Raw genomic sequence first — 25,750 nt, 5'->3', positions numbered from 1 at the left:
CATGTTCTCGATTTCCGAAGCCACGCACGCGACCAAGGCCGCGCAATACGACGATCTGCTGCAGCAAGCCCGCGCGCTCCTCGCCGATGAAACCGACTTCATCGCCAACGCGGCGAATTTTTCGTCCCTCATCTATCACACGCTGCCGGATCTGAACTGGGCCGGCTTCTATCTGTTCGATGGCACCGAACTCGTGGTCGGGCCGTTTCAGGGCAAGCCGGCGTGCGTGCGGATCGCGCTTGGACGCGGCGTCTGCGGCACGGCGGCGCGCGAACGGCGCACGCAGGTGGTGCCGGACGTGCACGCGTTTCCGGGCCACATCGCCTGCGATTCGGCGTCGCGCTCGGAGATCGTCGTGCCGCTCGTCGGAAGCGACGGCGCGCTGATCGGCGTGTGGGACGTCGATAGCCCCGTGCCGAACCGCTTCGACGATGAAGACGCGCTCGGCATGGAAGCGCTGTGCGCCGAGTTCATCGCGCTCGCGTGGAAAAAATGAACGTCGAAGCAGCGGATAACGGCGCGGCCGCGCTCGTGGAAGCGGCATCGCGCTGAGAATTTGTCCCCATCGGACGGCCGACCGCGTGCGTCTACAATGGGACGTTTTCATCCGTCTCAAAATTTCATGACGAGCCTCGTCCGCCGCCGCCTGCTTGCCGCATGCGCCATGAGCGCGTGTGCGTTCGCGCGCGTGCGCGACGTGCGCGCGGCATCGGACAAGGCGACCGTCGCGCTCGTGATGAAGTCGCTCGGCGATCCGTTCGTCGTGTCGATGATCGAAGGCGCGCGCAACTATCAGCGCCATTACGCATCGCAGCTCGATCTCACGACGAACGGCACGCTCACCGACAACGACGTCGCCGGGCAGATTCACATCGTCGAGTCGCTCATCGAAGCGAAGGTCAACGCGATCGTCATCGCGCCGGCGGATTCGAAGGCGCTGCTGCCGGTGGCGGCGAAGGCGATCGCGGCGGGCATCATCGTGATCGCCATCGACAATCCTTTCGACGAAGCCGCTCAGGACGCGGCGCGCGTCACGATTCCGTTCGTCGGACCGGACAGCCGGCGCGGGGCGAGGCTCGTCGGTGGGTATCTCGGCTCGAAGCTGAAGGCGGGCGATGAAGTCGGGATCATCGGCGGGCCGGCGAACGATCGCAACGCGCAGCAGCGCACGGTCGGCTTCACGGACGCGATGAACGCGGCGGGCATGCGTATCGCCGCCGTCGACAGCGGCGACTGGACCCTCGTGAGCGGCAAGGCGAGTGCGCTGGAGATGCTCTATGCGCATCCGGACTTGCGCGGCTTGCTCTGCGCGAACGACAACATCGCGATGGGCGCGATCGACGCGATCCGCATCGCCGGAAAAAGGGGCCGCGTGCTGGTGACGGGCTACAACAACATCGAAACCGTGCAGCCGATGCTCGACGACGGCCGCCTGCTTGCGACCGTCGAGCAATTCGGCGCGCGGCAGGCGGTGTTCGGTCTGGATGTCGCGGTGAAGGCGCTCGTGGAGAAGCGGCGGCAGAGAGACTTGTCGCCGTATATGGAAACGCCGGTGCAACTGGTGACGAGAGGGGCAGCGAAGGGGTTTCGGTTCGGGGCTTCTTAGGGCGCGTTAAACCAGCCCCCGCGCCGCAAGACTCCGATACAGCGCCCGCACCCCGAACGTCCACGGCTCGATTTCCGTCGACAGCTTCACCGTATTGACGAGCGCGCCGAGACTGGGCGTCGAGATCGTCACGACATCGCCGAGATGATGCGTGAAGCCGCCGCCTTCGGTGTCGCGGTCCTTGATCGGCGAGAACATCGTGCCGAGGAACAGCATGAATCCATCCGGATACTGATGATGCGCGCCGTGCGTCTGCGTGACGAGATCCGCCGGATCGCGGCTGATCTCGCTCATGTGGCTCACGCCTTCGAGCACGAAGCCATCGTCCGCGCCTTCGATGCGCAGCGACACGCTCGTCGCGCGCACCGAATCCAGCGTGAAGCGCTCGTCGAAAAGACGCACGAACGGGCCGATCGCGCACGACGCGTTGTTGTCCTTCGCCTTGCCCAGCAACAGCGCGCTGCGGCCTTCGATATCGCGCAGATTCACGTCGTTGCCGAGCGTCGCGCCGACGATCTCGCCACGCGCATTCACCGCCAGCACGATCTCCGGCTCCGGGTTGTTCCATTTCGACGTCGGATACAGGCCGACATCCGCGCCGAATCCGACCGACGACATCGGCTGCGACTTCGAAAACACTTCCGCGTCCGGCCCGATTCCCACTTCCATGTATTGCGACCACGCGCCGCGACGCTCCAGTTCGGCCTTCAGCTTCATCGCGGCGTCCGAGCCGGGCTCGATCTTCGACAGATCCGCGCCGATCAGCTTGTTGATCGTGTCGCGCACTTCCTGCGCGCGGCTTGCGTCGCCGCCCGCCTGCTCTTCGATGACGCGCTCCAGCAAACTCACCGCGAACGTGACGCCGCACGCCTTCACCGCCTGCACGTCGCAGGGTGCGAGCAGGCGCAGGCCGCCGGCGGATGCATCGAGCGTCGCTTGCAGCAGATCCTGAACGTTGCCGAGATGCTCGCCTTCGGCGTTGCGGGCGATGTCGAGCGCATCGGCGTGATCGAAGAGGTCGGCGGTGGTCGGCGCGGCGCGCGTGATGTCGAACACTTCGCCCTTGCGCACCGCGACGACGGCGGGACCGTTCACGGGCGCAGGGCGCCAGACACGGCCGATCAGCACGGCGTCGGCGAAATCTTCGGGCAGACAGGAGGAGACGTTGACGGTTTGCATGAATGCGATGACAGGCGGGAAAGGAATGCCGATCGTAGCCCGCGTGTCGAAGCGTGTCCATTGGGTTGATTAAATGTCCAACCCGTTGGAATAATGCGGTCATGGAAAAAACTTACGACGTTCCCGCGCTGCGCCGCGCCAGCGACATTCTCGAAGCGCTCGCCGCCGCCGCGAAACCGGTGCGTGCGGCCGCGCTCGCGGAACAAACCGGCCTCTCGCGCAGCACGCTTTATCTGATGCTGGAAACGCTCGCGCGCATGCAATGGATCGAAAAGCGCGACGACGGCTACATGATCGGCGTCGGTCTCTTCGAGCTCGGCAACGCCTATGTGCGGCACGACAAGCTGCAAGCCGCGTTTCGCGAAGGCGCCGGCGCGTTCATCAACAAGCACAACGAGGTCGTGCAGCTCGCCGTGCTCGACGGCGTGCAGGTTGTCTACATCGCGCGCGAGGACGCGCATCGTCCGGTGCGGCTCGTGTCGGATCTCGGCTCGCGTCTGCCCGCGCATTGCTGCGCGCTCGGCAAGGCGCTGCTTTCCGGAATGACCGATGAAGCCGTGATCGAGCGCCTGCCCGACCGTCTCGAAGCGGTGACGCCGCGCACCATCACGCGGCGCGCGGCGCTACTGCGCGAACTCGCGTCGATTCGCGCGAGCGGTCTCGCGGTCGAGCGCGAGGAAGTCGCGGAAGGCCTCGCGTGTTTCGCGGCTTACGTCGGGATGACGCCGGCGGGCAAGCGCGTCGCGGTATCGACGAGCGTGCCGGTCGGCCGGCTCGATCCGAAACGTGAGAAGCAGATTTCGATCGGCATCGTGCAGCTTGCAGCTCACTTGCGCGGCGCGCTCTGACGATGTGATACGCGCGTGCCAGCGCAGGCCGACGAAGCGGCGACGCGCGCGTGAGCCAATCCTGCGGAAAGCGGTGCGCTCGCGTGCGCCGCGATCAGCACGTCGCATGTTGCGTGCGAGCACACCACATCGCGCAGACGCGCTTCGCCGTGCCGCCAGCCGGTTTCCGCCTCGCCGCCGAGCACGATCAGATCCGCGCCCGCCGCTTTCGCCTCGCGCGCGATCAGTTCGCCGACGCTCGTGCCGTCGAGCGGCTGCGTGACGCTGCGCGCAATGCCGTCGATGCCCGCGCTATCGATCAATCGCGCCGCATAGCGCGTGACGGCACGCGCGTGATCCTCGATGACATCGAGCGTTTCGCCCGGATTGCTGTCGGCGGTGACGATGGCCCACCACGGCGCCTGATCGACGATGTGCAGCGCGGTCAGCCGCGCGTTGCAGTCGCGGGCGCGCGTGATGGCGGTGGTCAGGGCGCTTTCGCTGAGGCTCGTGCCGACCGCGACGAGAATGTGCTTGTACATGATGAGTCTCCGTCTGTTTGGTTCAGAGCGGATGATCGGCTCGCAAAGTTAGCGGGAAATGAGCGCGCAATTGCATCTTTTACAAAGCGGCTGGATCGCTGGCCATTGCGCCCGCGCCGCTGCGCCTGCGCGTATCGAAACCGTAAGGGAATACCGTTTGCTGATCGTGTGCCTTCCGAATGCCTCCATCGAGCGTCCGAGCGCTCCGGCATTCGCGCAACTTCGCCCGGCGTTCGTCCGGGTCTCACCCGATTACCCGATAGCGAGCGGCGATGTCAGACCGAGACGACTCCGATACTCAAGACGAAGCGCGCGAGAATGAGCGCAAGGACGCGAAAGACGACGGCGACAAAGCGAAAGACAAAGCGCGCAAGAAGCCCGGCAAAAAGCCGCTGATCATTCTGGGCGTCGTCGTCGTGGTGCTGGCGATCGGCGCGTTCGTCTGGTGGTTCCTGACGCGCAATCAGGTCAGCACCGACGACGCCTACACCGACGGCGATGCCGTCACGATCGCGCCGAAGGTATCGGGCTATGTCGTGACGATGTACATCGACGACAACCGCTTCGTGCACAAGGGCGATCTGCTCATCAGGATCGATCCGCGCGATTATCAGGCGCAACTCGATCAGGCCAACGCGCAGCTCGGTCTCGCGCAGGCGCAACTGCACGCGGCGCAAACGCAGCTCGAAGTGGCGCGCGTGCAGTATCCCGCGCAGCTCGCAGAGGCCCAGGCGCAGGAGCTCAACGCGCGCGCCAATCTCGCGCAGGCGAGCGCGGCGTACGAGCGGCAGCATTCCGTCGATATCCGCGCGACGTCGCAACAAAACATCGACACCGCGGACGCGCAGCAAAAGAGCGCGCAGGCGAACGTCGCGCAGGCGCGTGCGCAGGTCCGCACCGCGAGCCTCGTGCCGCAGCAGATCGCGCAAGTCGTGGCGACCGTCGAGGAGCGGCGTCAGCAAGTGCGGCAGGCGCAGGCGCAAGTCGAATCGGCGCAACTGAATCTCTCGTACACGGAACTGCGCGCGCCCGCCGATGGCTGGATCACGAAGCGCAACGTGCAATACGGCACGTTCCTGCAGGCGGGCACGTCGATACTTTCGCTCGTCACGACGCGCGTCTGGATCAGCGCGAACTTCAAGGAGTCGCAACTGGATCGGATGCAGCCGGGCGACAAGGTCGATATCGACGTCGATGCGTATCCCGACATGAAGCTGCACGGCCACGTCGACAGCGTGCAGCTCGGCAGCGGCTCGCGCTTCTCCGCGTTCCCCGCCGAAAACGCGACGGGCAACTTCGTGAAGATCGTGCAGCGCGTGCCGGTGAAGATCGTCATCGACGATGGATTGAAGCCGGGCACATCGCTGCCGCTCGGGCTTTCGGTCGTGCCGACCGTCATGCTGCGCCATTGACATCATGAGCGACAGCACCGCGGAACACGACCACAGCGGCTGGAAGCCGAGCGCGAATCCGTGGCTCATCGCCGTGGTCGTCACGCTCGCGGCGTTCATGGAAGTGCTCGACACGACCATCGTGAACGTCGCGCTGCCGCACATTTCCGGCACGATGTCCGCGAGCTACGACGAAGCGACGTGGACACTCACGTCCTATCTCGTCGCGAACGGCATCGTGCTGCCGCTTTCGGCGTACTTCTCGAAGATACTCGGGCGCAAGCGCTACTTTCTCATCTGCATCGGGGCGTTCACGGTCTGCTCGTTCATGTGCGGCATCGCGTCGAATCTCGGTGAACTGATCGTCTTCCGGATTCTGCAGGGCTTCTTCGGCGGCGGCCTGCAACCGAGCCAGCAATCGATCATTCTCGATACCTTTCCGCCCGAGCAGCGCGGCCGCGCGTTCTCGATCTCGGCGGTCGCGATCGTCGTCGCGCCGGTGCTCGGACCGACGCTCGGCGGCTGGATCACCGATAACTTCACCTGGCGCTGGGTCTTTCTCATCAACGTGCCGGTGGGCGTGCTGACGACCATCGCGGTGATGCAGTTCGTCGAAGATCCGCCGTGGGAAAAACGGCAAGATCCGAAGAAGATCGGCATCGATGTGGTCGGCATCAGTCTCATCGCGCTCGGGCTCGGCTGTCTGCAAGTATTTCTCGATCGCGGCGAGGACGACGACTGGTTCGCGTCGAACTTCATCGTGACGTTCGCGGTGCTCGCGGCGGTAGGCATCGTCGGCGCGACATTCTGGCTGCTGTACGCGAAGCGGCCCGTCGTCGATCTTCGCGTGATGAAAGATCGCAACTTCGCGCTCGGTTCGGCGGCTATCGTCGGATTCGCATCGGTGCTGTACGGCAGCGCCGTGCTGATACCGCAGCTCGCGCAACAGCAGCTCGGCTACACGGCGACGCTCGCGGGCCTCGTGCTCTCGCCGGGCGCGATCTGCATCGTGTTCCTGATTCCCGTCGTCAGCAAGCTGATGAACGTGATTCAGACGCGCTTTCTCGTCGCGTTCGGCTTCTTTCTGATGGGATGCGCGCTCTTGTATTCGCATCATCTCGTGCCGAACGTCGATTACGTGACGCTGACGAAGATGCGCAGCGCGCAATCCATCGGCATCGGCTTTCTGTTCGTGCCGGTCACGACGCTCGCGTATCTGTCACTGCCGAAGTCGCTCAACAACGATGCCTCCGCGCTCTTCACGATGTTTCGCAACGTCGCGGGATCGATCGGCATCTCGCTTGCGACCGCGATGATCCGCGAGCGCACGCAGGCGAACATGGCGCATATGGTCGAGCATCTGACGCCGCTCAATCAGCCGTACAACGAGTCGGTGCAACGCATCGCGCGCACGCTGATGGACAGTGGCCAGACGATGTCGCAAGCGATGTCCGCCGCGACCGGGCAGATGTACAAGACGCTCGTATCGCAGGCGACCATCCTCGCGTATCTCGACGTGTTCGCCGCGTGCGCGATCTTCGCGTTCATGTTCATACCGCTCACGTTTTTCTTTTCGCCCGTGAAGGCTTCGGGCCAGGCGGGAGGGCATTGAGATGAAGCTGCGTCCAATCATTCCGTTCATTCCGATGTTCGCGCTCGCATTGAGCGCGTGCGCGGTCGGCCCGGATTTCACGCCGCCGAAAGCCGATGTTCCCGATAACTGGAGCGACACGCAGCGCGCGCAGAACGCGCCGGACGATCCGCGCGTGCCCCATGCCGACGCGCCATCGACGGCGCAGATTTCCGCCGATCCCGATCCGCGCTGGTGGAAGCAGTTCAACGATGCGACGCTCGATGCGCTGATCGAACGCGCCATCGCGGGCAATCTCGATTTGCAGAGCGCGGTGCTGCGCATCGCGGCGGCGCGGGAAGAGAGCGTGTCGGCGGCGGCGCAGGGCTTGCCGCAGTTGAGCGCGAATGCGAGCGTGAAGCGCCAGCAACTCGGCTTGAAAGGCCTGCTCGAATCGCAAGGCGTGTACGACAAGCTCGACGGTCTCGGCGCGAACGGCGCACAGATCCGTCAGGGACTCGATTCCGCGACCGGTCCGGTCACGCTGTTTCAGGACGGCTTCGACGCATCGTGGGAACTCGATCTTTTTGGCCGCGTGCGGCGTTCGGTGGAATCGGCGAATGCGCAGACGCAGGCTGAAATCGAAAATCGCAACGACGCGCTCGTTTCGCTCGAATCGGAAGTCGCACGCACGTATGCGCAATTGCGCGGCGCGCAGGCGATCAAGCAGATCACACTCGCCGAGATCGACGCCGAAGAGCAGATTCTCGATCTCACGCGCGAACAGGCACGCGTCGGCCTGACGAGCCAGCAGGACGTGCAGAGCGCGAGCGCGCAAGTCGGATCGTTGCAGGCGCAACTGCCGACGCTCGATGCGCAGATCGCGCAGGCGATGAACGGTCTCGCCGTGCTGACCGGCAACGCGCCGGGCACGCTCGACGCGGAACTGTCCGATGCGCGCGCGTTGCCGCCGGTGCCGCCGGTCGTGCCGATCGGCTTGCCGTCGACGCTCGCGCGCCGTCGTCCAGACATTCGCCGCGCGGAGGCGCAACTGCATTCCGCGACCGCTGAAGTCGGCGTCGCGGTGGCGCAGATGTATCCGGATATCTCACTAACTGGGCAGGTCGGCACGCGTGCAACGAAGGCGCGCTATCTCGCGCATTGGTCGAGCCTGTTCTGGTCGGTCGGGCCGAGCATTTCGCTGCCGATTTTCGAAGGCGGCGCGTTGCGCGCGAACGTGCGCGTGGCGAAGGCGCAGGCGGGGCAAGCGGCGTTGCAGTATCGGCAGACGGTGCTCAACGCGTTGCAGGAAGTAGATAACGCGCTGGTTTCGTATCGGACCGAACAGGACCGGCGCGCGGCGCTCACGCGCACGGTCGAGGCGAATCGCGTCAGCCTGCAACTCGCGACGGACAGTTATCGCAAAGGACTCACGCCTTTCGTGACCGTGCTCGATGCCGAACGTCAGCTTGCGCAGACGCGCGAGCAGCTCGCGCAATCGACCGTCAACGTAACGACCGATCTCATCGCCGTGTACAAGTCGCTCGGCGGCGGATGGCAGGACGACGCATCCGCGACCGCGCAAAACTAACGTCTGCGCTTTTTCCAGTCGTAGTCGGCGGGCGGATCGGCGACGCCGGGCTTGCCGACCGAATGCGGGTTTTCACTGCATAGCGTGACGAAGCCGATGTTCTCGCCAGCGGCTTGACGGCGGCGCAGGTCTTCAGCGAAGCGCAGCGCATCGGCGAGCGCGTTCGCATCGAAGCGCTTGTAGCGTGCCGCGCCTTCGGCGTCAGGGTTGTCGCCAAGCCAATACACGACGAACATCGATTAGCCTCTCGTTTGGAGATGAATGCACCATCGTCGACGCTCATGCGACGACGATGCAAATCCTGCACGGCGCGCGTGCATCGACGCGCCGCGACAGCCACCGGGTAATCCCGAAGTGTAACGTCGGCGCGCCGCATGCCGCCTGACGCCACGCTTTTGCGGGCCCGCGAGGGAATGATCGTTGCTCTCATCTCCGTTCATTCCGAGGCCCGAACGATGCAACGACACGAACGTGTTTCCACGCGAGCGCTGTGGCAGATTCCGCCGCGCGCGACGTGCTGCGACGAGCCGCGCGTGCTCATCGCCGATGACGACATGGACGCGACGCGCGCGATCTGTCTCGCGCTCGAAGACGCCGACTTCACCGTGCGCGCGGTGCACACGGGCCTCGACGCCGTGTCGCTCGCGCGCAAGTGGCGGCCGGGCGTCGTACTGCTCGATCTGATGATGCCGCTCGGCGATGGCTGGGAAGCGGCCGAAGCGATCCGCGCCATCGATCTGTCGATGTTGCTGCTCGCGCATACGAGTTGCACGGATCCGCAGGATCTGTCGCGCGCGCAGCGCACCGGCTTCAACGGCTACTTTGTCAAGCCGACCGAACTCGACGGCATGATCGCGGTGCTGCGCGATTATTTCTCGGCGCGTCAAGGCGAGGGCGATCATGCATCGGTGCGCTTGCGCTGAACGAGTTCGAGCTTCGGCGCGAATGGTTCGACATCGCGCTCTGCGTCCGCTTTCAACATGTCTTCCCAGTACTGACAATAGCCGGCCCAGAACGGCATCTGCGTATGCGCGGATGCAGCCGTCGGCAGCGGATCGGGCAGCATGCGGCGCAGGCGTCCGATCTCCTTGTGCTTCCATTGCAGCAGCGCGCGGCGCTCTCCGCGCCGCGGCGGGCACATTTCGTTCATGCTCGCAACAGCTATCGAGAAACCCTCGGCGGGGCGCGATGCCATTTTCGTCAGCACCGCGGTCTGCGGGCGCGGCCCGCGTTCGTGACAGATGATCGCGCCGATCTGCCCAAGGATGTACATCGCTTTCGCCATCGGCGGTTCGGAATGGTGTTGCATGGCGCCTCTCTTTTTATCGTTATGAGTCTTCGTGCACGGCGCTCGAAGTTTTCTCGATCTTGATGTGAATGCGTCCAGGCGACGCATTTATAAGATACCGTATTGAGATTAATCCGAAATGTGCGTCGACAAAAAGATACAGTCGCGCCGTCTCTTTCACGCCATGTCGAGCACATGGCGCTCGAACAGGTCGCGCATGTTGCGATGTGCATCGCCGCTGTCGCACGTCGTGGCCGCGACGATCCGCTCTCGTTGCGCGATGAAGATGAACTGGCCGCCGTGTCCCGCCGCGAAGACATAACGCGAATCGATCCAGCAGAGATAGCCGTATTGCGCGTCCATCGGCGGGCCGCCGTCGCTTTGCACCGACATGGCATCGTCGATGAACGCTTCGTCGACGATGCGCGCGCCACGCCATGCGCCGCGATGCATCATCAGAACGCCGAGCGAAATCATGTCGCGTGCGCGCAGCAGGAGACCGCGCCCGCCGAACGTGTGACCGTCCTCGTCGCTGATCCATTCGCTCGCTTCGATGCCGAGCGGCGCGAACAGCGTGTCGCGCGCGTAATCGGCGAGCGTGCGCCCCGTCGCGGATTCGAGCGCCAGCGACAGCAACTGGACCGCGTGCGAATCGTATTGAAAGCGCGTGCCCGGCTCGCTCGCGAAGGGCCGCGAGAGAATGAAGCGCAGCCGGCTTTCATCGTCCGAGAAGCGCTCGCAACTGCCGAGCACGCAGTCGTCGATGGTGCGCTGGTCCCATTCGAATCCCGATGTCATCGTGAGCAGATGCCTGAGCGTGATGCGCTGCACGCGATGATCGAGCGCCGTGTCGCACATGGGCGGCACAAGGCGCGCGGCGGGGGTATCGAGCGGCGGAAGCGCGCCTTCGCGAAGCGCCGCGCCGACGGCAAGCGCGACGATGGTCTTCGTGACCGAGTTGATGTTTTCGAGCGATTCCGGCGTCACGTCCTCACGATAATGTTCGAACGCGATCGCATCGTCGTGCGCGACGATGAAGCTTCGCACGCCGGATTCGTTCGTCAGCGCTTCGCGTAAGGAAGAAGTCGTCATTTAAAAAGGATCACGAAGTAAATGAGGAAGGCTTCGTTTCGTCCGCGTGCATGCAGGAACGAATCGTGTTACACAGTCAGCAATCCAAATGCCACGCACGGCGGCATCGCAGCCTTTCAGCTGTTTCAACTCACTTTCAGCGAGCCCGAATTTGTCAGTCCGACGACTCGCGACGTTCTGGCGTCTTGGCCGGGCGTTCGTCCGCGAAAGCCATCTGACCGGCGACGGCGCAGCGATGACGCGCGTCGCGCGCTTCTTCGCCACGCATGGCGCGCGCGCCGCGCCGCTGGCAGCCGGCGTGCCCGCGCTCTCGCAACTTTCGCGCGTGCTGGAGAACGCGTCCGGCGCGCTCGCGAGTCATCCGGCGCTTGCCGAAACGGCGGTGCGCGTCGCGCTGTCCGAACTCGACGGGCTCTTCACGCCGTACGACGCAACGCGCTTTCGCGACGCTTGCAGAGCCGCATTCCCGCCCGCGCTTTCCTTCGAGCTCACCGAGCTGAGCGCGGTGCCGTTGCGCTCGGGCATCGCGGAGCAGACGCATCGTGCGCGCCTCCGCGATATGGCGGTGCGCGTCACGCTATTGCGCGCCGACGCGCATGCCGAACTCGCTGACGATCTCGACCTCGCGCTCGCGGCTGCGCGTTTCGCGGAACGCCGTTCGGCGAAGGCGCGCGAGATGCATCCGGTGGAATGGGTGCGCCGTTCACGCGAGAGCGTCGATGCGATGATCGACTTGCGCCAGCGCGCCGCCGATCAGAGCTACTTGCGCTTTCGCCTGCGCGACGACGCGCGTCTCGCCGTGCCTGAAGTGCTCTGGGACTATTGCAACGACTCGGTGCTGACGACACGCGCGATCGAAACGGCCGCACTGTCGGATGCGCAAGCGCTCGCGTCATGCGGGCTCGATCAGGCCGATGTCCTCGCGACGCTCATCGAAGCGTTCTTCGAAATGGCGCTGGGCGTCGGGCTGTATCACGCGGGACTGGACGCGGCGGGCGCGCGCGTGGGCATCGAAGGCGAGACGCGCGGCCAGATCGTGCTGGAAGCCGACAATCCGATGATGTTCTTCGCGGCGCACGAGCGCGACTTCATCGTCGGCGTATCGCATGCGCTGATGGAGGGCGATCACAAGGCGGCCGCGCGCGCACATCTCGAGCACGGCCGGCCCGAGACGCATGCGACGCATCACGAAGTGCGCGTCGAAGCGACGTATCGGCGCGAAGCCGAGCGCTTTGCTTCGCCGCACGCACGCAGCAAGGTCGGTGTCGCGCATCTGTTCGGCGCGATCGGCAAGGCGCCCGCCGAACATATGTTCAGCGCGTCGCACGGGCGCATCGCGTCGCGCGCGGTGCTGCTCGCGCGTTCGGCGGAACGCATCGAGCGCATCGCGGAGGACATCGCGCCGGACGTCGACGTATGGAAGATCGCGCGCAGGGTCATCGTGCGGCTCGCGGCGGATCAGATCGGCTTCAGAAGCATGGCGGCGCGCTTTGCGCACGAAGCGACGCACTGGCCGCACACACTGCCGCGTCTTCCGCGGCTCATCGCACAGCGGGCGGATGCGACGGGCGCGTTTCGGCGGGACTGAGGGGCGCTGGTTCCGAGCCAAGGCGCGGGCATTAGCGCGTCAACGCGTACCCGGCGACATACGCTCCGCGATCGCGCGCGACGCGTCCTTCAGCGGCTCGACGTAGGTTTCGAGCGGCGTCGCGCTCTTTCTGAACAGCGGAATGCTGATGCTCACGCAGCCGAGCGTCACGCCATTCGCGCCGACGATCGCGCTGCCGTAGCAGAAAATCTGCGCCTCGTTTTCCTCGCGGTCTTCCGAATAGCCGCGCGCGTGAGTTGCATCGAGTTCGGCGTCGAGCGCGGCGCGATCGGTGATCGTGTTCGGTGTGAAGCGTTCGAACTTCAGGCCATGCAGCAATGCATCGCGTTCGGCGGGCGATTGCGTCGACAGATACGCCTTGCCGACGGAACTCGAATACAGCGTCACGCGCGTGCCGATGCGCGACGCCATGCGAACCGCATGCGGGCTTTCGAGCTTCTCGATGTACACCATCTCCGAGCCGCTGCGCACTGCCAGATGCACCGTCTCCTGCGTCGCGTCGCGCAGCGCCTGCAACGCGTCGGTGGCCGCGATGCGCAAATCGGAGCGCTCCCAACTGCGGCTCGCGAGCGACATCAGCCGCGGGCCGGGCGCGTAACATCCGCCGCGCACGCTTTCGACGACCAGGCCTTCCGCGATTAGCGCGCCGACGATGCGATAGACCGTCGGACGCGGATAACCGCTCGCCGTGGTGAGACGCGCGATGGTCGGCGGTTCGCCGGCATCGGCAATGAGTTGCAGCACCGCCATGAACTTCGAGAAGGCGGCGGTGCCGGTGGCCTTGGCGGCGTCGAGGGAAGCGGTGTCTGAGGGCATGATGCGGGAATCATGCCACGAGATAGCCGCCATCGACGGGTACGATCGCGCCCGTCATGAACGACGCCGCCGGTGACGCGAGAAACGCCGTCACGCGCGCGACGTCTTCCGGCAAGCCCCAGCGCTTCATCGGCGTGCGGTCGAGGATCGCCTGCGAGCGGCCGTCGTCGTTCTGCAGCGCTTGCGTGAGCGGCGTCGCGATCCAGCCGGGCGCAACGGCGTTCACGCGGATGCCCTCGGCGGCATAGGCGATCGCCAGCGATTTCGTCAGTTGCGCGACGCCGCCCTTGCTCGCGCTGTACGCGGGCACGAGTCCGCCGCCGAAGAACGTCAGCATCGACGCCGTGTTGATGATCGAACCCTTGCTGCGCGCGAGCAGTGGACGCGCGGCGGCGCACATGCGCATCGTGCCGTTGAGATTCACCGCGATCACGCGCTCGAATGTTTCGATGTCGTGCTCGTCGCCGCGCCGGATCATGCCCGCGCAGTTGACGAGCACGTCGAGCGAATCGATACGCGCAAAGAGCGCGGCGACGCTGGCGGCATCGGCGACATCGAGTTCGACGACTTCGATGCCGGGCGCGTCGGTCGGCGCTAGGCCGGCGGCGATCACGCGCGCGCCGAGCGCCGCGAATTGCTGCGCGATGCCCGCGCCGATGCCCTGCGTGCCGCCGGTCACGACGACGGTCTTGCCCTTGAAGAGATCAGCTTGAAAAGTCATATCGGTGCGATTCATACGGCGGGAACGGGTTCGGTCTGGCGCTCCGCGTCCTCGATCGGCGCGCGCACGACGAACATGTAGACGAGCGCAGCAGCGAACGCGACGCCCGCGCTGATCAGAAACGCGTTCACGAACGAATGCGTCTTGTCGACGACGAGGCCCGTGATGAACGGCGCAAACGAGCCGCCGAAGTAGCCGCCGAAGTTCTGGATACTGCCGAGCGACGCGACCATGTGGCGCGGCGCGGCAACGGAAACGAGCGCCCACGCGGCGCCGCTCGCCATGTTGACGAAGAACATCGCGGCCGACAGATAGGCGATCGCGAGCGTCAGGTTCGGCGTGAACGCGGCGGGCACGGTGAACAGCGCCGCGCCGATGAGTCCCGAGCAGATCGGCCACTTGCGGCTGCGGATCGGGGCGACGCCGCGCGCCATCAAACCATCGGCGATGAAGCCCGAGGACAGCATCCCGAGCGTGCCCGCGAGATACGGAATCGTCACGACCCAGCCGGTCTTCGCGATCGTCAGATGACGCTCGTGTTCGAGATACGCGGGCAGCCACGTGAGATACAGCCACACCATGTAGATCACGCCCATGAAGCCGAAGATCATGCCCCACGTCGTCGCCTTGCCGAAAAGGCCGCGCCATTCCGCGAACGTCATGTTGCGTTCCTTGCGCTGCGCCGGTTCGCCCTCGGTCAGATGCGCGAGTTCTTGCGATTCGAGCTTCACGTCCTTCCGGTTGCGATAGACGATGTACCAGCCGATCGACACCGCAATCCCGAGCGCGCCCATGATGATGAACATGTTGCGCCAGCCGAAGGACAGCAGGAGCACGGTGAGGATGGGCGGCGCGAGCGCGGGTCCGATGGTCGATGACGTGACGAAGATGCCCGTCGGCTTGCCGCGTTCGCGTTGCGCGAACCATTCGGACACGACCTTTGCGCCCGCCGGAAATTGCGGCGCCTCGCCGATGCCGAGCGCGATGCGCGCCGCGAGAAACTGATGCAGATTCGTGACGAGCCCGCCGAACAACTGCGCGACCGACCACACGAACATGCCGAGGCCGAGCATGATGCGCGCGCCAAAGCGGTCGAGCATCACGCCGATGGGCAACTGCGAGAACGCGTACGCGAACGAGAACGCGGAGAGCAGCAGGCCCATCTGCGAGGCGGAGAGGCCGAGCTCCTGCGTGACGGAGTGATTCGCGATCGAGAGCGTGCTGCGATCGAGATAATTCACGATGCCCGCGAGCGTCAGAAAAGTGAGCGCGACCCACTGAATGCGCTTCAGGCGCGGTGATTTTTCCAGCATGTTGTCTCCTCCGAATGCTCTGTCGAGTCTGTTAGAGGGTTGAGTTTGGGTGGATGCTAGCGAATGAATTGATCGACGAAGTCGGCACCGAGTCCGACCGATTCGTAATGCTTGCGGCACATGTCGACTTTGGTGAAGACGTCTTCGTAGCCGGTGTAGTTGCCGTACGGGTCGCAATAGAACATCACGCCGTTCACCTGGAAGTACGTGATCATTTCCTCGACGTCTTCGGGAACATAGAGCGTGTGCGTTTCGCCGGGCGGCTCGAAGACATAGCTGCCTTCGGTCGCTTCCCAGTCATGTTCGAGATAGCGCCAGCGGCCTTTGAGCACCATGCCGTGGACCGCCTGCGGATGACGATGACGCGACAGCACGCCGGATTTGCGCACGCGCAGGAGGTTCATCCAGTAGCCGGTCGACACGTTCAGACACAGTGGACGGAACCAGACGTTTTCGGCCTGCGGCACCCATTCGCGCTCGTCGGCGGGAATCGCGCTCGGCACGACGATTTCCTTTTGCGCTTCTTTAGGGAAGGGAAGTTGATACGGCGTCATGGCATCCGCCGCGGGTTTCGGCGCGGTCATCGCGTCTCCTTGTCCATATTGTGGATTCGTGAATCAAATTATGGACAGATATTCTTCCTCGTTCCGCGAATTGTCAAGATTCTTCAACGGATGATGAATTCGTGCAGATACCGCCTTTTCGACGGACGAAAAAAAAGGCGGACCGGCAGGTCCGCCTTAGATTACGCGATGAAGCCGAGCGATTAGCGCGCCATCATCAGCATGTGCACGTTATGCATCACCCAAACCGTGCCGACGATAAGAATCAGCGACATGAGAATGGTGTAGGCAAACGAGATCGCATGCCAGCGCTGTCCCTTCGACGAGTTGACGTGCAGGAAGAACACCACATGCACGATCACCTGCACCGCGGCCAGCACGGCGAGCGCGACGATCGCGCTTTCGCCCTTGAACGCGCCCGAGGTCGCGGCCCAGAACGACGCCACAGTTAGCACGACAGCCAGCACGAAGCCGATGAGATAACCGCGCACGGTGACGTGCGGGAAATCGCTTGTTTCGGTATGAGCATGTGCCATCAGACGACGCTCCCAAGGTAGACGAAGGAAAACACGCAAATCCAGACGATGTCGAGGAAGTGCCAGAAGAGGCTCAGGCAAGCGAGACGGCGCAATTCCCGTTCGTTCATTTGCGGATTGCGTGCGATCTGCACGGCCAACACGACCAGCCAGATCATGCCGATGGACACGTGCAAACCGTGCGTGCCGACGAGCGTGAAGAACGCCGACCAGAACGCGCTGCGTTGCGGACCCGCGCCTTCAGCGATCAGATGCGCGAACTCCTGCATTTCCAGAAACAGGAAGCCCGCACCCAGCAGGAACGTGACGAACAGCCACGCGAGCACAGCGCCCGACTTGCGGCGCGTCGCCGAGATCATCGCGAGACCGAAGGTCAGGCTGCTCGTGAGAAGCAGGCCCGTTTCGTACGCGACGTCCTTCAGGTTGAAGAGATCCTTGGGCGTCGGGCCGCCTGCGGTCTGCATCGCGAACATCGCGAAGGTTGCAAAGAGCGACGCGAACAGCACGCAGTCGGTCATCAGATAGGCCCAGAAGCCGAACACCGAATGCGACTGGTGCTCGTGCTCATGGCCATGCGCGTGTTGCGCGGATAGCGTCGATTGCGACATTACATTGCCTCCAGTTCGAGTTCGCGAGCCGATCCGGCCTTCGCAGGCGTCTTCGGCGGACGATTGCGCTCTTCGGTCGACTTCACGGTCGCGGCCGGGATGATGAAGCCGGCGTTATCGCGGAAGCTGTAACCGATAGCCGTCGCGAAGATGCCGACCATGCTTGCAGCCGCGAGCCACCAGATGTGCCAGATAGCCGCGAAACCGAAGGCCAGCGCGAACAGGCCGATGACCAGACCCGCGCTCGTATTCGACGGCATGTGGATGTCGCGGTACGGACGCGTATCGATGCGGCCGTGTTCCTTGGCATCGGCGAAGTCGTCGAGTTCGCGCACAGCGGGAATATTCGCGAAGTTATAGACCGGCGGCGGCGAGCTGATGGACCACTCGAGCGTGCGCGCACCCCACGGATCGCCGGTGACATCGCGATACGCAGGCTGATTGCGGCGGATGATACTGACCACGATCTGCGCGACCTGGAACACGACACCCAGCGCGATGATGCCCACGCCCACGGCAGCGGCGATGAAGAACGGCTGCCACGACGGGTCGTCGTAGTGATTCAGGCGGCGCGTCGCACCCATGAAGCCGAGGATGTAGATCGGCACGAACGCGACGAAGAAGCCGACGAACCAGCACACGAACGCACTCTTGCCGAGCCTTTCATCGAGCTTGAAGCCGAACACCTTCGGCCACCAGTACGAAATGCCGGCGAAGTAACCGAACACCACGCCGCCGATGATCGCGTTATGGAAGTGCGCGATCAGGAACAGGCTGTTGTGAAGCACGAAGTCGGCGCCGGGAATCGCGAGCATCACGCCCGTCATGCCGCCCAGCGTGAAGGTGATGACGAAGCCGATGGTCCAGAGGATTTGCGAAGTCATCTGCACGCGGCCTCGGTACATCGTGAAGAGCCAGTTGAAGATCTTCACGCCGGTCGGGATGGAAATGACCATCGTCATAATGCCGAAGAAGGCATTGACGTTAGCGCCCGAGCCCATCGTGAAGAAGTGGTGCAGCCACACGAGGAACGACAGCACCATGATGCAGCACGTGGCCCAGACCATCGTCTTGTAGCCGAACAACGGCTTTTTCGAGAACGTCGCGACCACTTCCGAGTAAATGCCGAAGGCGGGCAGAACCAGGATGTAGACCTCAGGATGACCCCAGGCCCAGATCAGGTTCAGGTAGACCATCGGGTTGCCGCCGCCGTCGTTCGTGAAGAAGTGCATGCCGAGGTAACGGTCCAGCGCAAGCAGCGCGAGCGCGACGGTCAGGATCGGGAACGTCGCCATGATCAGCACGTTCGAGCAGAACGCCGTCCACGTGAAGACCGGCATCTTCATCCACGTCATGCCGGGCGCGCGCATCTTCACGATCGTCACGAAGAAGTTCACCGCGGTGAGCAGCGTGCCGACGCCGGACAACTGCAACGCCCAGATGTAGTAGTCGACCCCGACGCCCGGATTGAACTGCGTCTCGGAGAGCGGCGGATACGCGAGCCAGCCCGTCGTCGAGAACTCGCCGATGAACAGCGACAGGTTGATCAGAATGGCGGCGACGGCCGTCATCCAGAACGACAGCGAGTTGATGAACGGGAACGCCACGTCACGCGCGCCGATCTGCAAGGGCACGACGAGGTTGAAGAACGCGACCAGCAGCGCCATGGCCATGAAGAAGATCATGATCGTGCCGTGGGCCGTGAAGATCTGGTCGAAGTGATGCGGCGGCAGATAGCCGGGCCCATCGAGCGCGATGGCCTGTTGCACGCGCATCATGACGGCGTCGGCGAAGCCGCGCACGAGCATCAGCCCGGCGACGACCAGATACATGACGCCGATGCGCTTGTGATCGACCGAAGTCAGATACTCGCGCCAGAGCCAGCCCCATTTGCCGAGTTTAGTGATAAGGCCGACCGTACCGAGCGCGAGGACCGCCATGAAGACGGTCGCCCCCATGATGATTGGCTCGTGGTACGGGATCGCCTCAAGCGTTAGTTTGCCGAACATGGCTTACCCCTTGGTTACACAATTTGCGCCTACGACCGAGTTGCCGTAGTTGTACTTCGCGACGATGTTGTTGAAGAGCTTCGGATCGACGGTCGAGAAGTAGCGCACCGCGACCTTTTCGCTCGGACGCGCGACGCCGGCGTAGACGTCCATGCTCAGATTCTCGGGCGCGTTCTTGACCTGCTTCAGCCACGCGTCGAAGTCTTCGTTGGACATGGCCAGTGCACGGAACTTCATGTCGGAGAAGCCCTTGCCGCTGTAGTTCGCCGAGATGCCTGCGTAGTCGCCTGCGTGATCGGCCATCAGGTGCAGCTTCGTCTGCATGCCCGCCATCGCGTAGATCTGGCTGCCGAGTTGCGGGATGAAGAACGAATTCATCACCGAATCGGACGTGATGCGGAAGTTCACCGGCGTGCCGACCGGGAACGCGAGCTGGTTCACCGACGCGACGCCAAGATCCGGATAGATGAACAGCCACTTCCAGTCGAGCGCCACGACTTCGACGTTGATCGGCTTGACTTCGGATTGCAGCGGCTTGTACGGATCGAGCTCGTGCGTGGTTTTCCACGTGAGGATGCCGAGGTACAGGATGATGGCTGCGGGAATCGCCCAGACCACGACTTCGATGGCCGTGGAATGCGCCCATTTCGGCGCATACGTGGCCTTCGTGTTGGACGCGCGATAGCGCCATGCGATGAACAGGGTGAGCAGGATCACCGGGACTACGACGAGAAGCATGGCGTAAGTCGCGGTGGCGATCAGCGACGATTCCGCTGCGCCAATCACGCCTTTCGAGTCCAACACCTCCAGCTTGCATCCCGAAAGACAAAGACTGGCTATCAACCCCGATAACAATGGCACTGCTAAACGTTGGGTATTTTCATTCATTGCATTCGCTGGTTTCGATGATCGAAGCGTCCCGGGAAGAACGCCGTTGCACGGCTTTGCGCCGCGTCAAGATCATGCCACGCGCGATTTTTCGCGATGACGCGAATGGTTGAAATTTTGTTTCAGATCAAGTTGATGCGACGGAGTGTCGCGCGAAGGCGGAACTTTTTGCCTACTCCGAAAGGAGCAGGCGAGTCTACAACGAAGGGATGGAATTGCGAGTGTGATAAAGCGACGTCAAAGCGTGTTCGAGCCGCGCGCGATGGATCGCCGCGATAACTTCGCCGGGTTCGATCGTCTCACGTGGTGAAGCCGAGCCGCGTGCCCGGGTGAAGCCACGGCCCAGGCGCCTTCTTCGGTTCTTCTCGCTAAAGCCCGGCGAGAGGCCGGGATTCCCGAATGGCATTCGATCGCTCGATTTCATCGCGCCGTCGCTGGCTCGCATCGGCAACGGCTTCGCGGTTCGAAGCGCTCCATGCGGACATGGTCGCCTGCATCACGTCGATCGGACTCCCCTTGGTGTCCATCGCGGCCAGGACGCAACCCAGAAGGTAGGTCAGCACGAACAGGAAGATGCAGGACCGGCGCGTCATGAGTTGCGGTGCACAGGCGGCAATGGCAGGAGCATTGCCTTGGTGAGCGGGAGGCGGGGGGACGGTGCCCGCTTGTGTGAGAGTCGAGACATGGGAGCGGCAGTCTACGACGGAGTATGGAAACCGGAATCGGTCGATAGTTCGACTTGGGCCGAACCACGCCGGACAATGCCCAGCGCAGCGGCTGCCCCGTATGACAGATCGATGATTCTGTTGCGTGAAACCGGACCGCGATCGTTGATTCGGACGAGGACGGACGGGCTCCCTCCCGGAAGCGTGACGCGGATCCACGATCCGAGCGGTAGCGTGCGATGTGCCGCTGTCATGGCATACATGTCGAAGCGCTCGCCGCTGGCGGTGCGTCGACCGTGAAACGTTCGCCCGTACCAGGATGCAATCCCGGCTTGATGGTACGCGCGCGCGGTCGGTGTCTCGTCCGGCCGGTCGGATGAAGTGATTTCGGTCGAAACGCAATCGTCGTTTGCGGATTGAACCGGAAGGCTCGACGCGCTCGCCGGTTGGTTTGTCGAAGCGCCCTCATTGCCTTGCTCCGACAGAGAGGCTGCACATCCGGCGATCAACAGGATGCAGGCGAAGGCGCTGAGGATGCGCGGCTGAAGCATGTTCATTCGGTGCATATCGCTTTGTTCGAGAGCAAGTAACCTGACCTGACGTTCGACGGATCACGAAGCGCAGTCGGAAAGATAGGGCAGGGGATCGACTGGCTGACGATCCCGTCTCACCTCGAAAAGCAGCGATGGCTGACCATTCGTTTGAGCGCCCATCGTCGCGATGGCTTGCCCCTTCGTTACGTCGGCCCCTTCCTTGGTCAGAACGTTTTGGATATGGCCATAGGCAGTCAGGTAGCGACTGTCATGTTTCAGTATTACGAGGCTGCCGTAGCCCGCGATCTCGTTACCCGCATACACCACGCGCCCTCCTTTCGCCGCACGGATCGTGTCTCCCGCTGCGCCACCGATGACAACGCCCCGGACCCCGTCCACACCGAAGCGCTTCAGGATTGGGCCCTTTATCGGCCAGGACAAGGAATCGGATCGGCAGCGTGTTGCGTTCACACTCCGCTGCGTGGAATCGTCCGAGCCGGCAACCGATGCCGATGGCGGACCGACCCGCAGCAGTTGGCCGTTCGTCAGTGGAGTGCTGGCGGAAAGCCCGTTCCAGGCGGCAATCGCGTTCGGGTCGCGACCGTAGGCGGCTGCGATCGAAGCGAGGGTGTCCGCGCCTGTGACGCGGTAGAAGCCGGCAGGTGCCGCCGGCGCAGCGGCAGCGTCGGTTTGCGAAGCTGGCTTGGTCGCGGTCTGCTCGAGCGTTCGACTGGCGCATCCGCCAAGAACGAAGCTGAAGACGACGGCAAGACATGCTGCGCACGACAGGCGGCGCGATTGGACAGAGCTAATCATTTGGACTTCTTTGAGCTTCGGTGCCGGCAAAGAGGCGAAGTGGCGCACTTTTGCCATGCCGCGCTGGTGGTGTTGATCGGATTGTTTGGCGGATGCGACGCCGGCAAAAGCCAGCGGCGGCGGAACAGCGAGTTCGAATCTGCTGAATATCGCTCTATCTCAAATTGCACGAGGCGAAGCGGCAATTCGTCATTGCGGATAACGGTGTTTTGCGTCCGGCGTTGACCGTTACACCGTCGGTTGACACTCTTTGACGATGCGGTGGTTAAAAAAAGGCGCGCTCGCCGGGCGCCATGCTTGGAACTGACATTCGACGCGATGAAAGCAGCCATATCGCGTTCCACGCGGCTCGGCCCGAGCGGATGCGGCAAGACGACGCTGCGCTCCATTGCCGGGCTGGAACGTCCGGTCGGCGGATCGATTTCGGTGAACAGCGTGACCGTTTTCTCGGCGCGCGACGAGACCTTTGTGCCGCCGAATCGCCGCAAGTCCGGCATGGTGTTCGAACCGCTCTCGAACCTCGACGCAAAGCTACGCGACAGGATGCGTTTCGAGCTTCGGCACGACCGATTTCATGATCGGCGGAGAGATCGTGCTCGCGCGTGTGCATCCATCGCACAAAACGCCGGTCCGGGAGACCATCCATTTTTCGATCGATCCGGCGAGTTGCATCGCGCTGGCATCGCAGAACGCGTGACGCGACAGGCACTACTCCGTCCGGACTACGCCGCATGAGCTAGCGGCACACCGCCGCCGCATCCGCACGGCGGATAGGCGTCTCGCGCGACGCTCCTTACCCTTGTCGGGAAAGTTACAACGACAAGGAAAGGACGATGAGCGTCGTCGACTCAACCCTCGCTACAAAAGCATCGACCGACACGCGCGCCTGGCGCGTGCTCGGCGCAAGCACCTTCGCATTCACGATCTGCTTCGCCATCTGGATGGTCTTCGCCATTCTCGGCATCCCTCTCAAAAAGCAGCTTCATCTCACCGATACCGAGTTCGGCCTCATCGCCGCGACGCCGGTTCTCACGGGTTCGTTGCTGCGCGTGCCGCTCGGCATCTGGACCGACCGTTTCGGCGGCCGCATCGTCTTTTTCTGCACGATGGCAGTCACTATCGCGCCAATCTGGCTGATCGGCTATGCCACGGAACTGTGGCAATTCCTCGTGCTCGGCTTGTTCGTCGGCGTCGCGGGCGCGTCGTTTTCAGTCGGCACGCCGTATGTCGCGCGCTGGTTCCCGAAGTCGCGTCAAGGCCTCGCGATGGGCATCTTCGGCGCGGGCAATTCGGGTGCGGCGCTGACCAAGTTCGTCGCGCCCGTGCTGATTCTCGCGGCGGGCACATGGACGATCGTGCCGAAGGTCTATTCCGTCGCGATGCTCTTCACCGCGATCGTCTTCTGGTTCGTGTCGGCGTCCAATCCCGCGCATCGCAGCGCCAGCACGCAGAGTTTCGCCGCGCAGATGACCGTGCTGAAAGACCGGCGCGTGCTCCGTTACGCGCAGTACTACTCGGTCGTGTTCGGCGGCTACGTCGGCCTCGCATTGTGGATGCCGCAGTACTACGTGAATCAGTACGGCTTCGGCATTGAACAGGCCGCGTTTCTAGCCGCTTGCTTCTCGTTGCCGGGCGGCGTGCTGCGCGCGCTCGGCGGCTGGATGTCGGACCGCTTCGGCGCGTACTGCACGACCTGGATCGTCATGTGGGTCGCGCTCGCATGCTTCTTCCTGCTGAGCTATCCGGTGACGGATTTCGTCGTCCACGCGAAAGACGGCCCGCGCACGTTCCACATCGAAATGGGACCGGTCGCCTATACGGTGCTCATGTTTGTCGTCGGCGTTGCGATGGCGGTCGGCAAGGCGTCGGTGTTCAAGTTCGTGTCGGACGAGTTCTCGACGAACATCGGCGCCGTGTCGGGCATCGTCGGCCTCGCGGGCGGACTTGCCGGCTTCCTGTTGCCGATTCTTTTTGGCTTGCTCGTCGACCTCACCGGCGTGCGTACCACCTGTTTCATGCTGATGTTCGGCGCGACCGCGGTCAGTCTCATCTGCATGCACTTCACGTTTCAACCCAAGCACTAACCATGTCTTCACGCTATCTGCTCACTCGCTGGGATCCCGAGAACGCCGCCTTCTGGCGCGCAACGGGCGAATCGGTCGCCCGCCGCAACCTCTGGATCTCGATTCCCGCGCTCGCGCTGGCGTTCGCCGTGTGGTCGCTATGGAGCGTCGTCGTCGTCAATCTCGATAAGGGTGGTTTTCACTTCACGAAGGACCAGTTGTTCTGGCTCACCGCGTTGCCTCCGCTTTCTGGCGCGACGCTGCGCATCTTCTACTCGTTTCTCGTGCCGATATTCGGCGGACGCCGCTTTACAGCGTTCTCCACCGCGAGTCTTCTGATTCCAGCGCTCGGCATGGGCTTGGCGCTGCGCGATCCGTCGACGGGCTATCCGACGCTGCTCGTTCTGGCGTTGCTGTGCGGCCTCGGCGGCGCGAATTTCAGTTCGTCGATGGCGAACATCAGCTTCTTTTTCCCGAAGGCGAAGAAGGGTTTCGCGACGGGCATGAACGCGGGCATCGGCAATCTGGGCGTGTCGATCGTTCAGTTCGTGACGCCGCTCGTGATCTCGGCGAGCGTGTTCGGCGCATTCGCGGGCGCAGGCCAGTCCTACGACGTGAACGGCGTCGAGCACAGCATCTGGCTGCAGAATGCGGGCTTCATCTGGGTGCCGTTCATCGTCATCTCGGCGCTCGCGGCCTGGTTCGGGATGAACGACATCGCCGATGCAAAAGCCTCGTTCGCCGAACAGGCCGTCATATTCCGGCGCAAGCACAACTGGCTCATGTGCCTGTTGTACATCGGCACGTTCGGTTCGTTCATCGGCTTTTCGGCGGGCCTCGCGTTGCTGACGAAGGCTGAGTTCCCATCGGTCAATCCCACTGCTTACGCGTTCCTCGGGCCGCTCGCTGGCGCGCTCACGCGGCCGGTCGGCGGCTGGATCTCGGATCGCCTCGGCGGCGCGCGCGTGACGCTGTGGACCTTCATCGCGATGATCGCGGCGGTGTTCGGCGTAATGGCGTTTCTGCCGCACGACGGCGCGAGCGGCAACTTCGCCGGCTTCCTCGCGATGTTCATCGCACTGTTCGCGCTGACGGGCATCGGCAACGGCTCGACCTTCCGCATGATCCCCGTGATCTTTCTGACGCAGAAGCAGCGCGAAGCCGAAGGCGAATCCGACTCGGCGAAAAAGCAGGCGCTGCACGAAGCGGGAAAGGAATCGGCGGCGGTGCTCGGCTTTGCCGGTGCAATCGGCGCGTACGGCGGCTTCTTCATTCCGCGCAGCTTTGGCACGTCGATGAGCATGACCGGCTCGCCCGACACCGCGCTCTGGTGCTTCATCGCCTTCTATGCGCTGTGCGCGGCGGTGACGTGGTTCTGCTATGCACGCCGCAATGCGGACATGCCTTGCTGAACCCTCCGGCACGCGGGGCGCGTAGTCGGGCCTCAAGTTCGTCCGCGTGCGCGGAGATAGACCTAGTCCGAAAGGAGTACGCGCACTAGTCCGTCTGATGCGCGTCGACGCC

26 protein-coding genes and 1 pseudogene are annotated in these 25,750 nt (G+C 63.5%); 11 read left to right on the top strand and 16 right to left on the bottom strand.

The genetic code is table 11. The annotated features are described in order from the left end of the window. Position 1: 1 nt before the first annotated feature. Together msrC and NCS67_RS23990 are read left to right on the top strand one after the other, a co-directional pair. Positions 2-496, top strand: coding sequence for a free L-methionine (R)-S-oxide reductase MsrC (msrC, locus tag NCS67_RS23995; protein ID WP_250436906.1), 495 nt, complete (start codon positions 2-4; stop codon positions 494-496). A 126-nt stretch (positions 497-622) separates the two neighbouring features. Continuing rightward, the gene (locus tag NCS67_RS23990) at positions 623-1,606 is read left to right on the top strand and encodes a substrate-binding domain-containing protein (protein WP_033536490.1); all 984 of its coding nucleotides are present in this window, start codon (positions 623-625) and stop codon (positions 1,604-1,606) included. A gap of 6 nt (positions 1,607-1,612) precedes the next feature. On the opposite strand, the gene NCS67_RS23985 is transcribed toward NCS67_RS23990, so the two are convergent. After that, entirely contained in the window at positions 1,613-2,785 is a 1,173-nt protein-coding gene (locus tag NCS67_RS23985) for a fumarylacetoacetate hydrolase family protein (protein WP_008349133.1), read from the bottom strand. A gap of 101 nt (positions 2,786-2,886) precedes the next feature. On the opposite strand from NCS67_RS23985, the gene NCS67_RS23980 reads away from it, so the two are divergent. Continuing rightward, positions 2,887-3,633: an IclR family transcriptional regulator gene (locus NCS67_RS23980; RefSeq protein WP_008349131.1), complete on the top strand. Its 747-nt coding sequence runs from the start codon at positions 2,887-2,889 to the stop codon at positions 3,631-3,633. Here the strand turns inward: NCS67_RS23980 and NCS67_RS23975 are convergent. Continuing rightward, on the bottom strand, positions 3,612-4,154 hold the full coding sequence (locus NCS67_RS23975; RefSeq protein WP_250436905.1) for a universal stress protein: 543 nt from the start codon (positions 4,152-4,154) through the stop codon (positions 3,612-3,614). The genes NCS67_RS23980 and NCS67_RS23975 overlap by 22 nt on opposite strands. A gap of 272 nt (positions 4,155-4,426) precedes the next feature. Here NCS67_RS23975 and NCS67_RS23970 point away from each other — a divergent pair, with 272 nt between their 5' ends. The 3 genes from NCS67_RS23970 to NCS67_RS23960 are packed head-to-tail and all read left to right on the top strand — an operon-like array spanning position 4,427 to position 8,706. Next, positions 4,427-5,566: an HlyD family secretion protein gene (locus NCS67_RS23970; RefSeq protein ID WP_250436904.1), complete on the top strand. Its 1,140-nt coding sequence runs from the start codon at positions 4,427-4,429 to the stop codon at positions 5,564-5,566. A gap of 4 nt (positions 5,567-5,570) precedes the next feature. Continuing rightward, positions 5,571-7,157, top strand: a complete 1,587-nt coding sequence (locus NCS67_RS23965; RefSeq protein ID WP_008349125.1) for a DHA2 family efflux MFS transporter permease subunit — start codon at positions 5,571-5,573, stop codon at positions 7,155-7,157. Between the two features lies 1 nt (position 7,158). Further along, positions 7,159-8,706, top strand: coding sequence for an efflux transporter outer membrane subunit (locus NCS67_RS23960; protein WP_250436903.1), 1,548 nt, complete (start codon positions 7,159-7,161; stop codon positions 8,704-8,706). Here NCS67_RS23960 and NCS67_RS23955 read toward each other — a convergent pair. After that, positions 8,703-8,942: a hypothetical protein gene (locus NCS67_RS23955; RefSeq protein WP_175982667.1), complete on the bottom strand. Its 240-nt coding sequence runs from the start codon at positions 8,940-8,942 to the stop codon at positions 8,703-8,705. The two genes, NCS67_RS23960 and NCS67_RS23955, sit on opposite strands and share 4 nt — an antisense overlap. 219 nt (positions 8,943-9,161) lie before the next feature. Here NCS67_RS23955 and NCS67_RS23950 point away from each other — a divergent pair, with 219 nt between their 5' ends. Continuing rightward, entirely contained in the window at positions 9,162-9,629 is a 468-nt protein-coding gene (locus NCS67_RS23950; protein ID WP_175982666.1) for a response regulator, read from the top strand. Here NCS67_RS23950 and NCS67_RS23945 read toward each other — a convergent pair. Both NCS67_RS23945 and NCS67_RS23940 read right to left on the bottom strand, forming a co-directional pair. Continuing rightward, positions 9,605-10,015, bottom strand: coding sequence for a hypothetical protein (locus tag NCS67_RS23945; RefSeq protein WP_008349118.1), 411 nt, complete (start codon positions 10,013-10,015; stop codon positions 9,605-9,607). The genes NCS67_RS23950 and NCS67_RS23945 overlap by 25 nt on opposite strands. A 156-nt stretch (positions 10,016-10,171) precedes the next feature. Beyond that, positions 10,172-11,086, bottom strand: a complete 915-nt coding sequence (locus tag NCS67_RS23940; RefSeq protein ID WP_250436901.1) for a serine hydrolase domain-containing protein — start codon at positions 11,084-11,086, stop codon at positions 10,172-10,174. Positions 11,087-11,237: 151 nt separating this feature from the next. Between NCS67_RS23940 and NCS67_RS23935 the strand changes: the two genes are divergently transcribed. Continuing rightward, positions 11,238-12,674 carry an AarF/UbiB family protein gene (locus NCS67_RS23935; protein WP_250436900.1) on the top strand — a complete coding sequence of 479 codons (1,437 nt, stop codon included), beginning with the start codon at positions 11,238-11,240 and terminating at the stop codon, positions 12,672-12,674. Positions 12,675-12,713: 39 nt separating this feature from the next. On the opposite strand, the gene NCS67_RS23930 is transcribed toward NCS67_RS23935, so the two are convergent. From NCS67_RS23930 to NCS67_RS23880, 11 genes are all read right to left on the bottom strand, one after another. Continuing rightward, entirely contained in the window at positions 12,714-13,511 is a 798-nt protein-coding gene (locus NCS67_RS23930; RefSeq protein WP_175982662.1) for an IclR family transcriptional regulator, read from the bottom strand. Between the two features lie 10 nt (positions 13,512-13,521). Next, positions 13,522-14,232, bottom strand: coding sequence for an SDR family NAD(P)-dependent oxidoreductase (locus tag NCS67_RS23925; protein WP_033536512.1), 711 nt, complete (start codon positions 14,230-14,232; stop codon positions 13,522-13,524). An 11-nt stretch (positions 14,233-14,243) separates the two neighbouring features. After that, the gene (locus tag NCS67_RS23920) at positions 14,244-15,545 is read right to left on the bottom strand and encodes an MFS transporter (protein WP_008349109.1); all 1,302 of its coding nucleotides are present in this window, start codon (positions 15,543-15,545) and stop codon (positions 14,244-14,246) included. Between the two features lie 56 nt (positions 15,546-15,601). Continuing rightward, positions 15,602-16,129: a 2,4'-dihydroxyacetophenone dioxygenase family protein gene (locus tag NCS67_RS23915; protein WP_008349107.1), complete on the bottom strand. Its 528-nt coding sequence runs from the start codon at positions 16,127-16,129 to the stop codon at positions 15,602-15,604. 182 nt (positions 16,130-16,311) lie between these two features. Further along, positions 16,312-16,644: a cytochrome o ubiquinol oxidase subunit IV gene (cyoD, locus tag NCS67_RS23910; RefSeq protein ID WP_008349105.1), complete on the bottom strand. Its 333-nt coding sequence runs from the start codon at positions 16,642-16,644 to the stop codon at positions 16,312-16,314. After that, on the bottom strand, positions 16,644-17,252 hold the full coding sequence (cyoC, locus tag NCS67_RS23905) for a cytochrome o ubiquinol oxidase subunit III (RefSeq protein WP_008349103.1): 609 nt from the start codon (positions 17,250-17,252) through the stop codon (positions 16,644-16,646). Before cyoC ends, cyoD begins: the two co-directional genes overlap by 1 nt. After that, the gene (gene cyoB / locus NCS67_RS23900) at positions 17,252-19,261 is read right to left on the bottom strand and encodes a cytochrome o ubiquinol oxidase subunit I (RefSeq protein WP_250436899.1); all 2,010 of its coding nucleotides are present in this window, start codon (positions 19,259-19,261) and stop codon (positions 17,252-17,254) included. The genes cyoC and cyoB overlap by 1 nt, the downstream gene beginning before the upstream one ends. Before the next feature lie 3 nt (positions 19,262-19,264). Then, a complete protein-coding gene (gene cyoA, locus NCS67_RS23895) occupies positions 19,265-20,149 on the bottom strand; it encodes a ubiquinol oxidase subunit II (protein ID WP_008349099.1) in 885 nt (294 codons plus the stop codon). Positions 20,150-20,517: 368 nt separating this feature from the next. After that, entirely contained in the window at positions 20,518-20,742 is a 225-nt protein-coding gene (locus NCS67_RS23890; protein ID WP_008349097.1) for a hypothetical protein, read from the bottom strand. Positions 20,743-20,846: 104 nt separating this feature from the next. Beyond that, complete coding sequence (locus tag NCS67_RS23885; protein WP_372492540.1) at positions 20,847-21,371, bottom strand: septal ring lytic transglycosylase RlpA family protein; 525 nt, start codon at positions 21,369-21,371, stop codon at positions 20,847-20,849. A 54-nt stretch (positions 21,372-21,425) separates the two neighbouring features. After that, positions 21,426-22,220 carry a peptidoglycan DD-metalloendopeptidase family protein gene (locus NCS67_RS23880; RefSeq protein ID WP_175982683.1) on the bottom strand — a complete coding sequence of 265 codons (795 nt, stop codon included), beginning with the start codon at positions 22,218-22,220 and terminating at the stop codon, positions 21,426-21,428. 291 nt (positions 22,221-22,511) lie between these two features. Here NCS67_RS23880 and NCS67_RS23875 point away from each other — a divergent pair. From NCS67_RS23875 to NCS67_RS23865, 3 genes and pseudogenes are all read left to right on the top strand, one after another. After that, positions 22,512-22,679 (top strand): annotated as a pseudogene (locus NCS67_RS23875) (ATP-binding cassette domain-containing protein); the annotation flags it as partial. A gap of 317 nt (positions 22,680-22,996) precedes the next feature. Then, on the top strand, positions 22,997-24,247 hold the full coding sequence (locus NCS67_RS23870) for an MFS transporter (protein ID WP_250436898.1): 1,251 nt from the start codon (positions 22,997-22,999) through the stop codon (positions 24,245-24,247). 2 nt (positions 24,248-24,249) lie between these two features. Then, a complete protein-coding gene (locus NCS67_RS23865) occupies positions 24,250-25,638 on the top strand; it encodes a NarK family nitrate/nitrite MFS transporter (protein ID WP_034472401.1) in 1,389 nt (462 codons plus the stop codon). The last annotated feature ends 112 nt before the right edge of the window (positions 25,639-25,750 follow it).

Source organism: Caballeronia sp. ATUFL_F2_KS9A (genome assembly GCF_023630765.1).
Classification (GTDB): domain Bacteria; phylum Pseudomonadota; class Gammaproteobacteria; order Burkholderiales; family Burkholderiaceae; genus Caballeronia; species Caballeronia zhejiangensis.
Note: the sequence above shows the minus strand (reverse complement) of the source record. Positions and strands in the feature narration are given on the sequence as shown.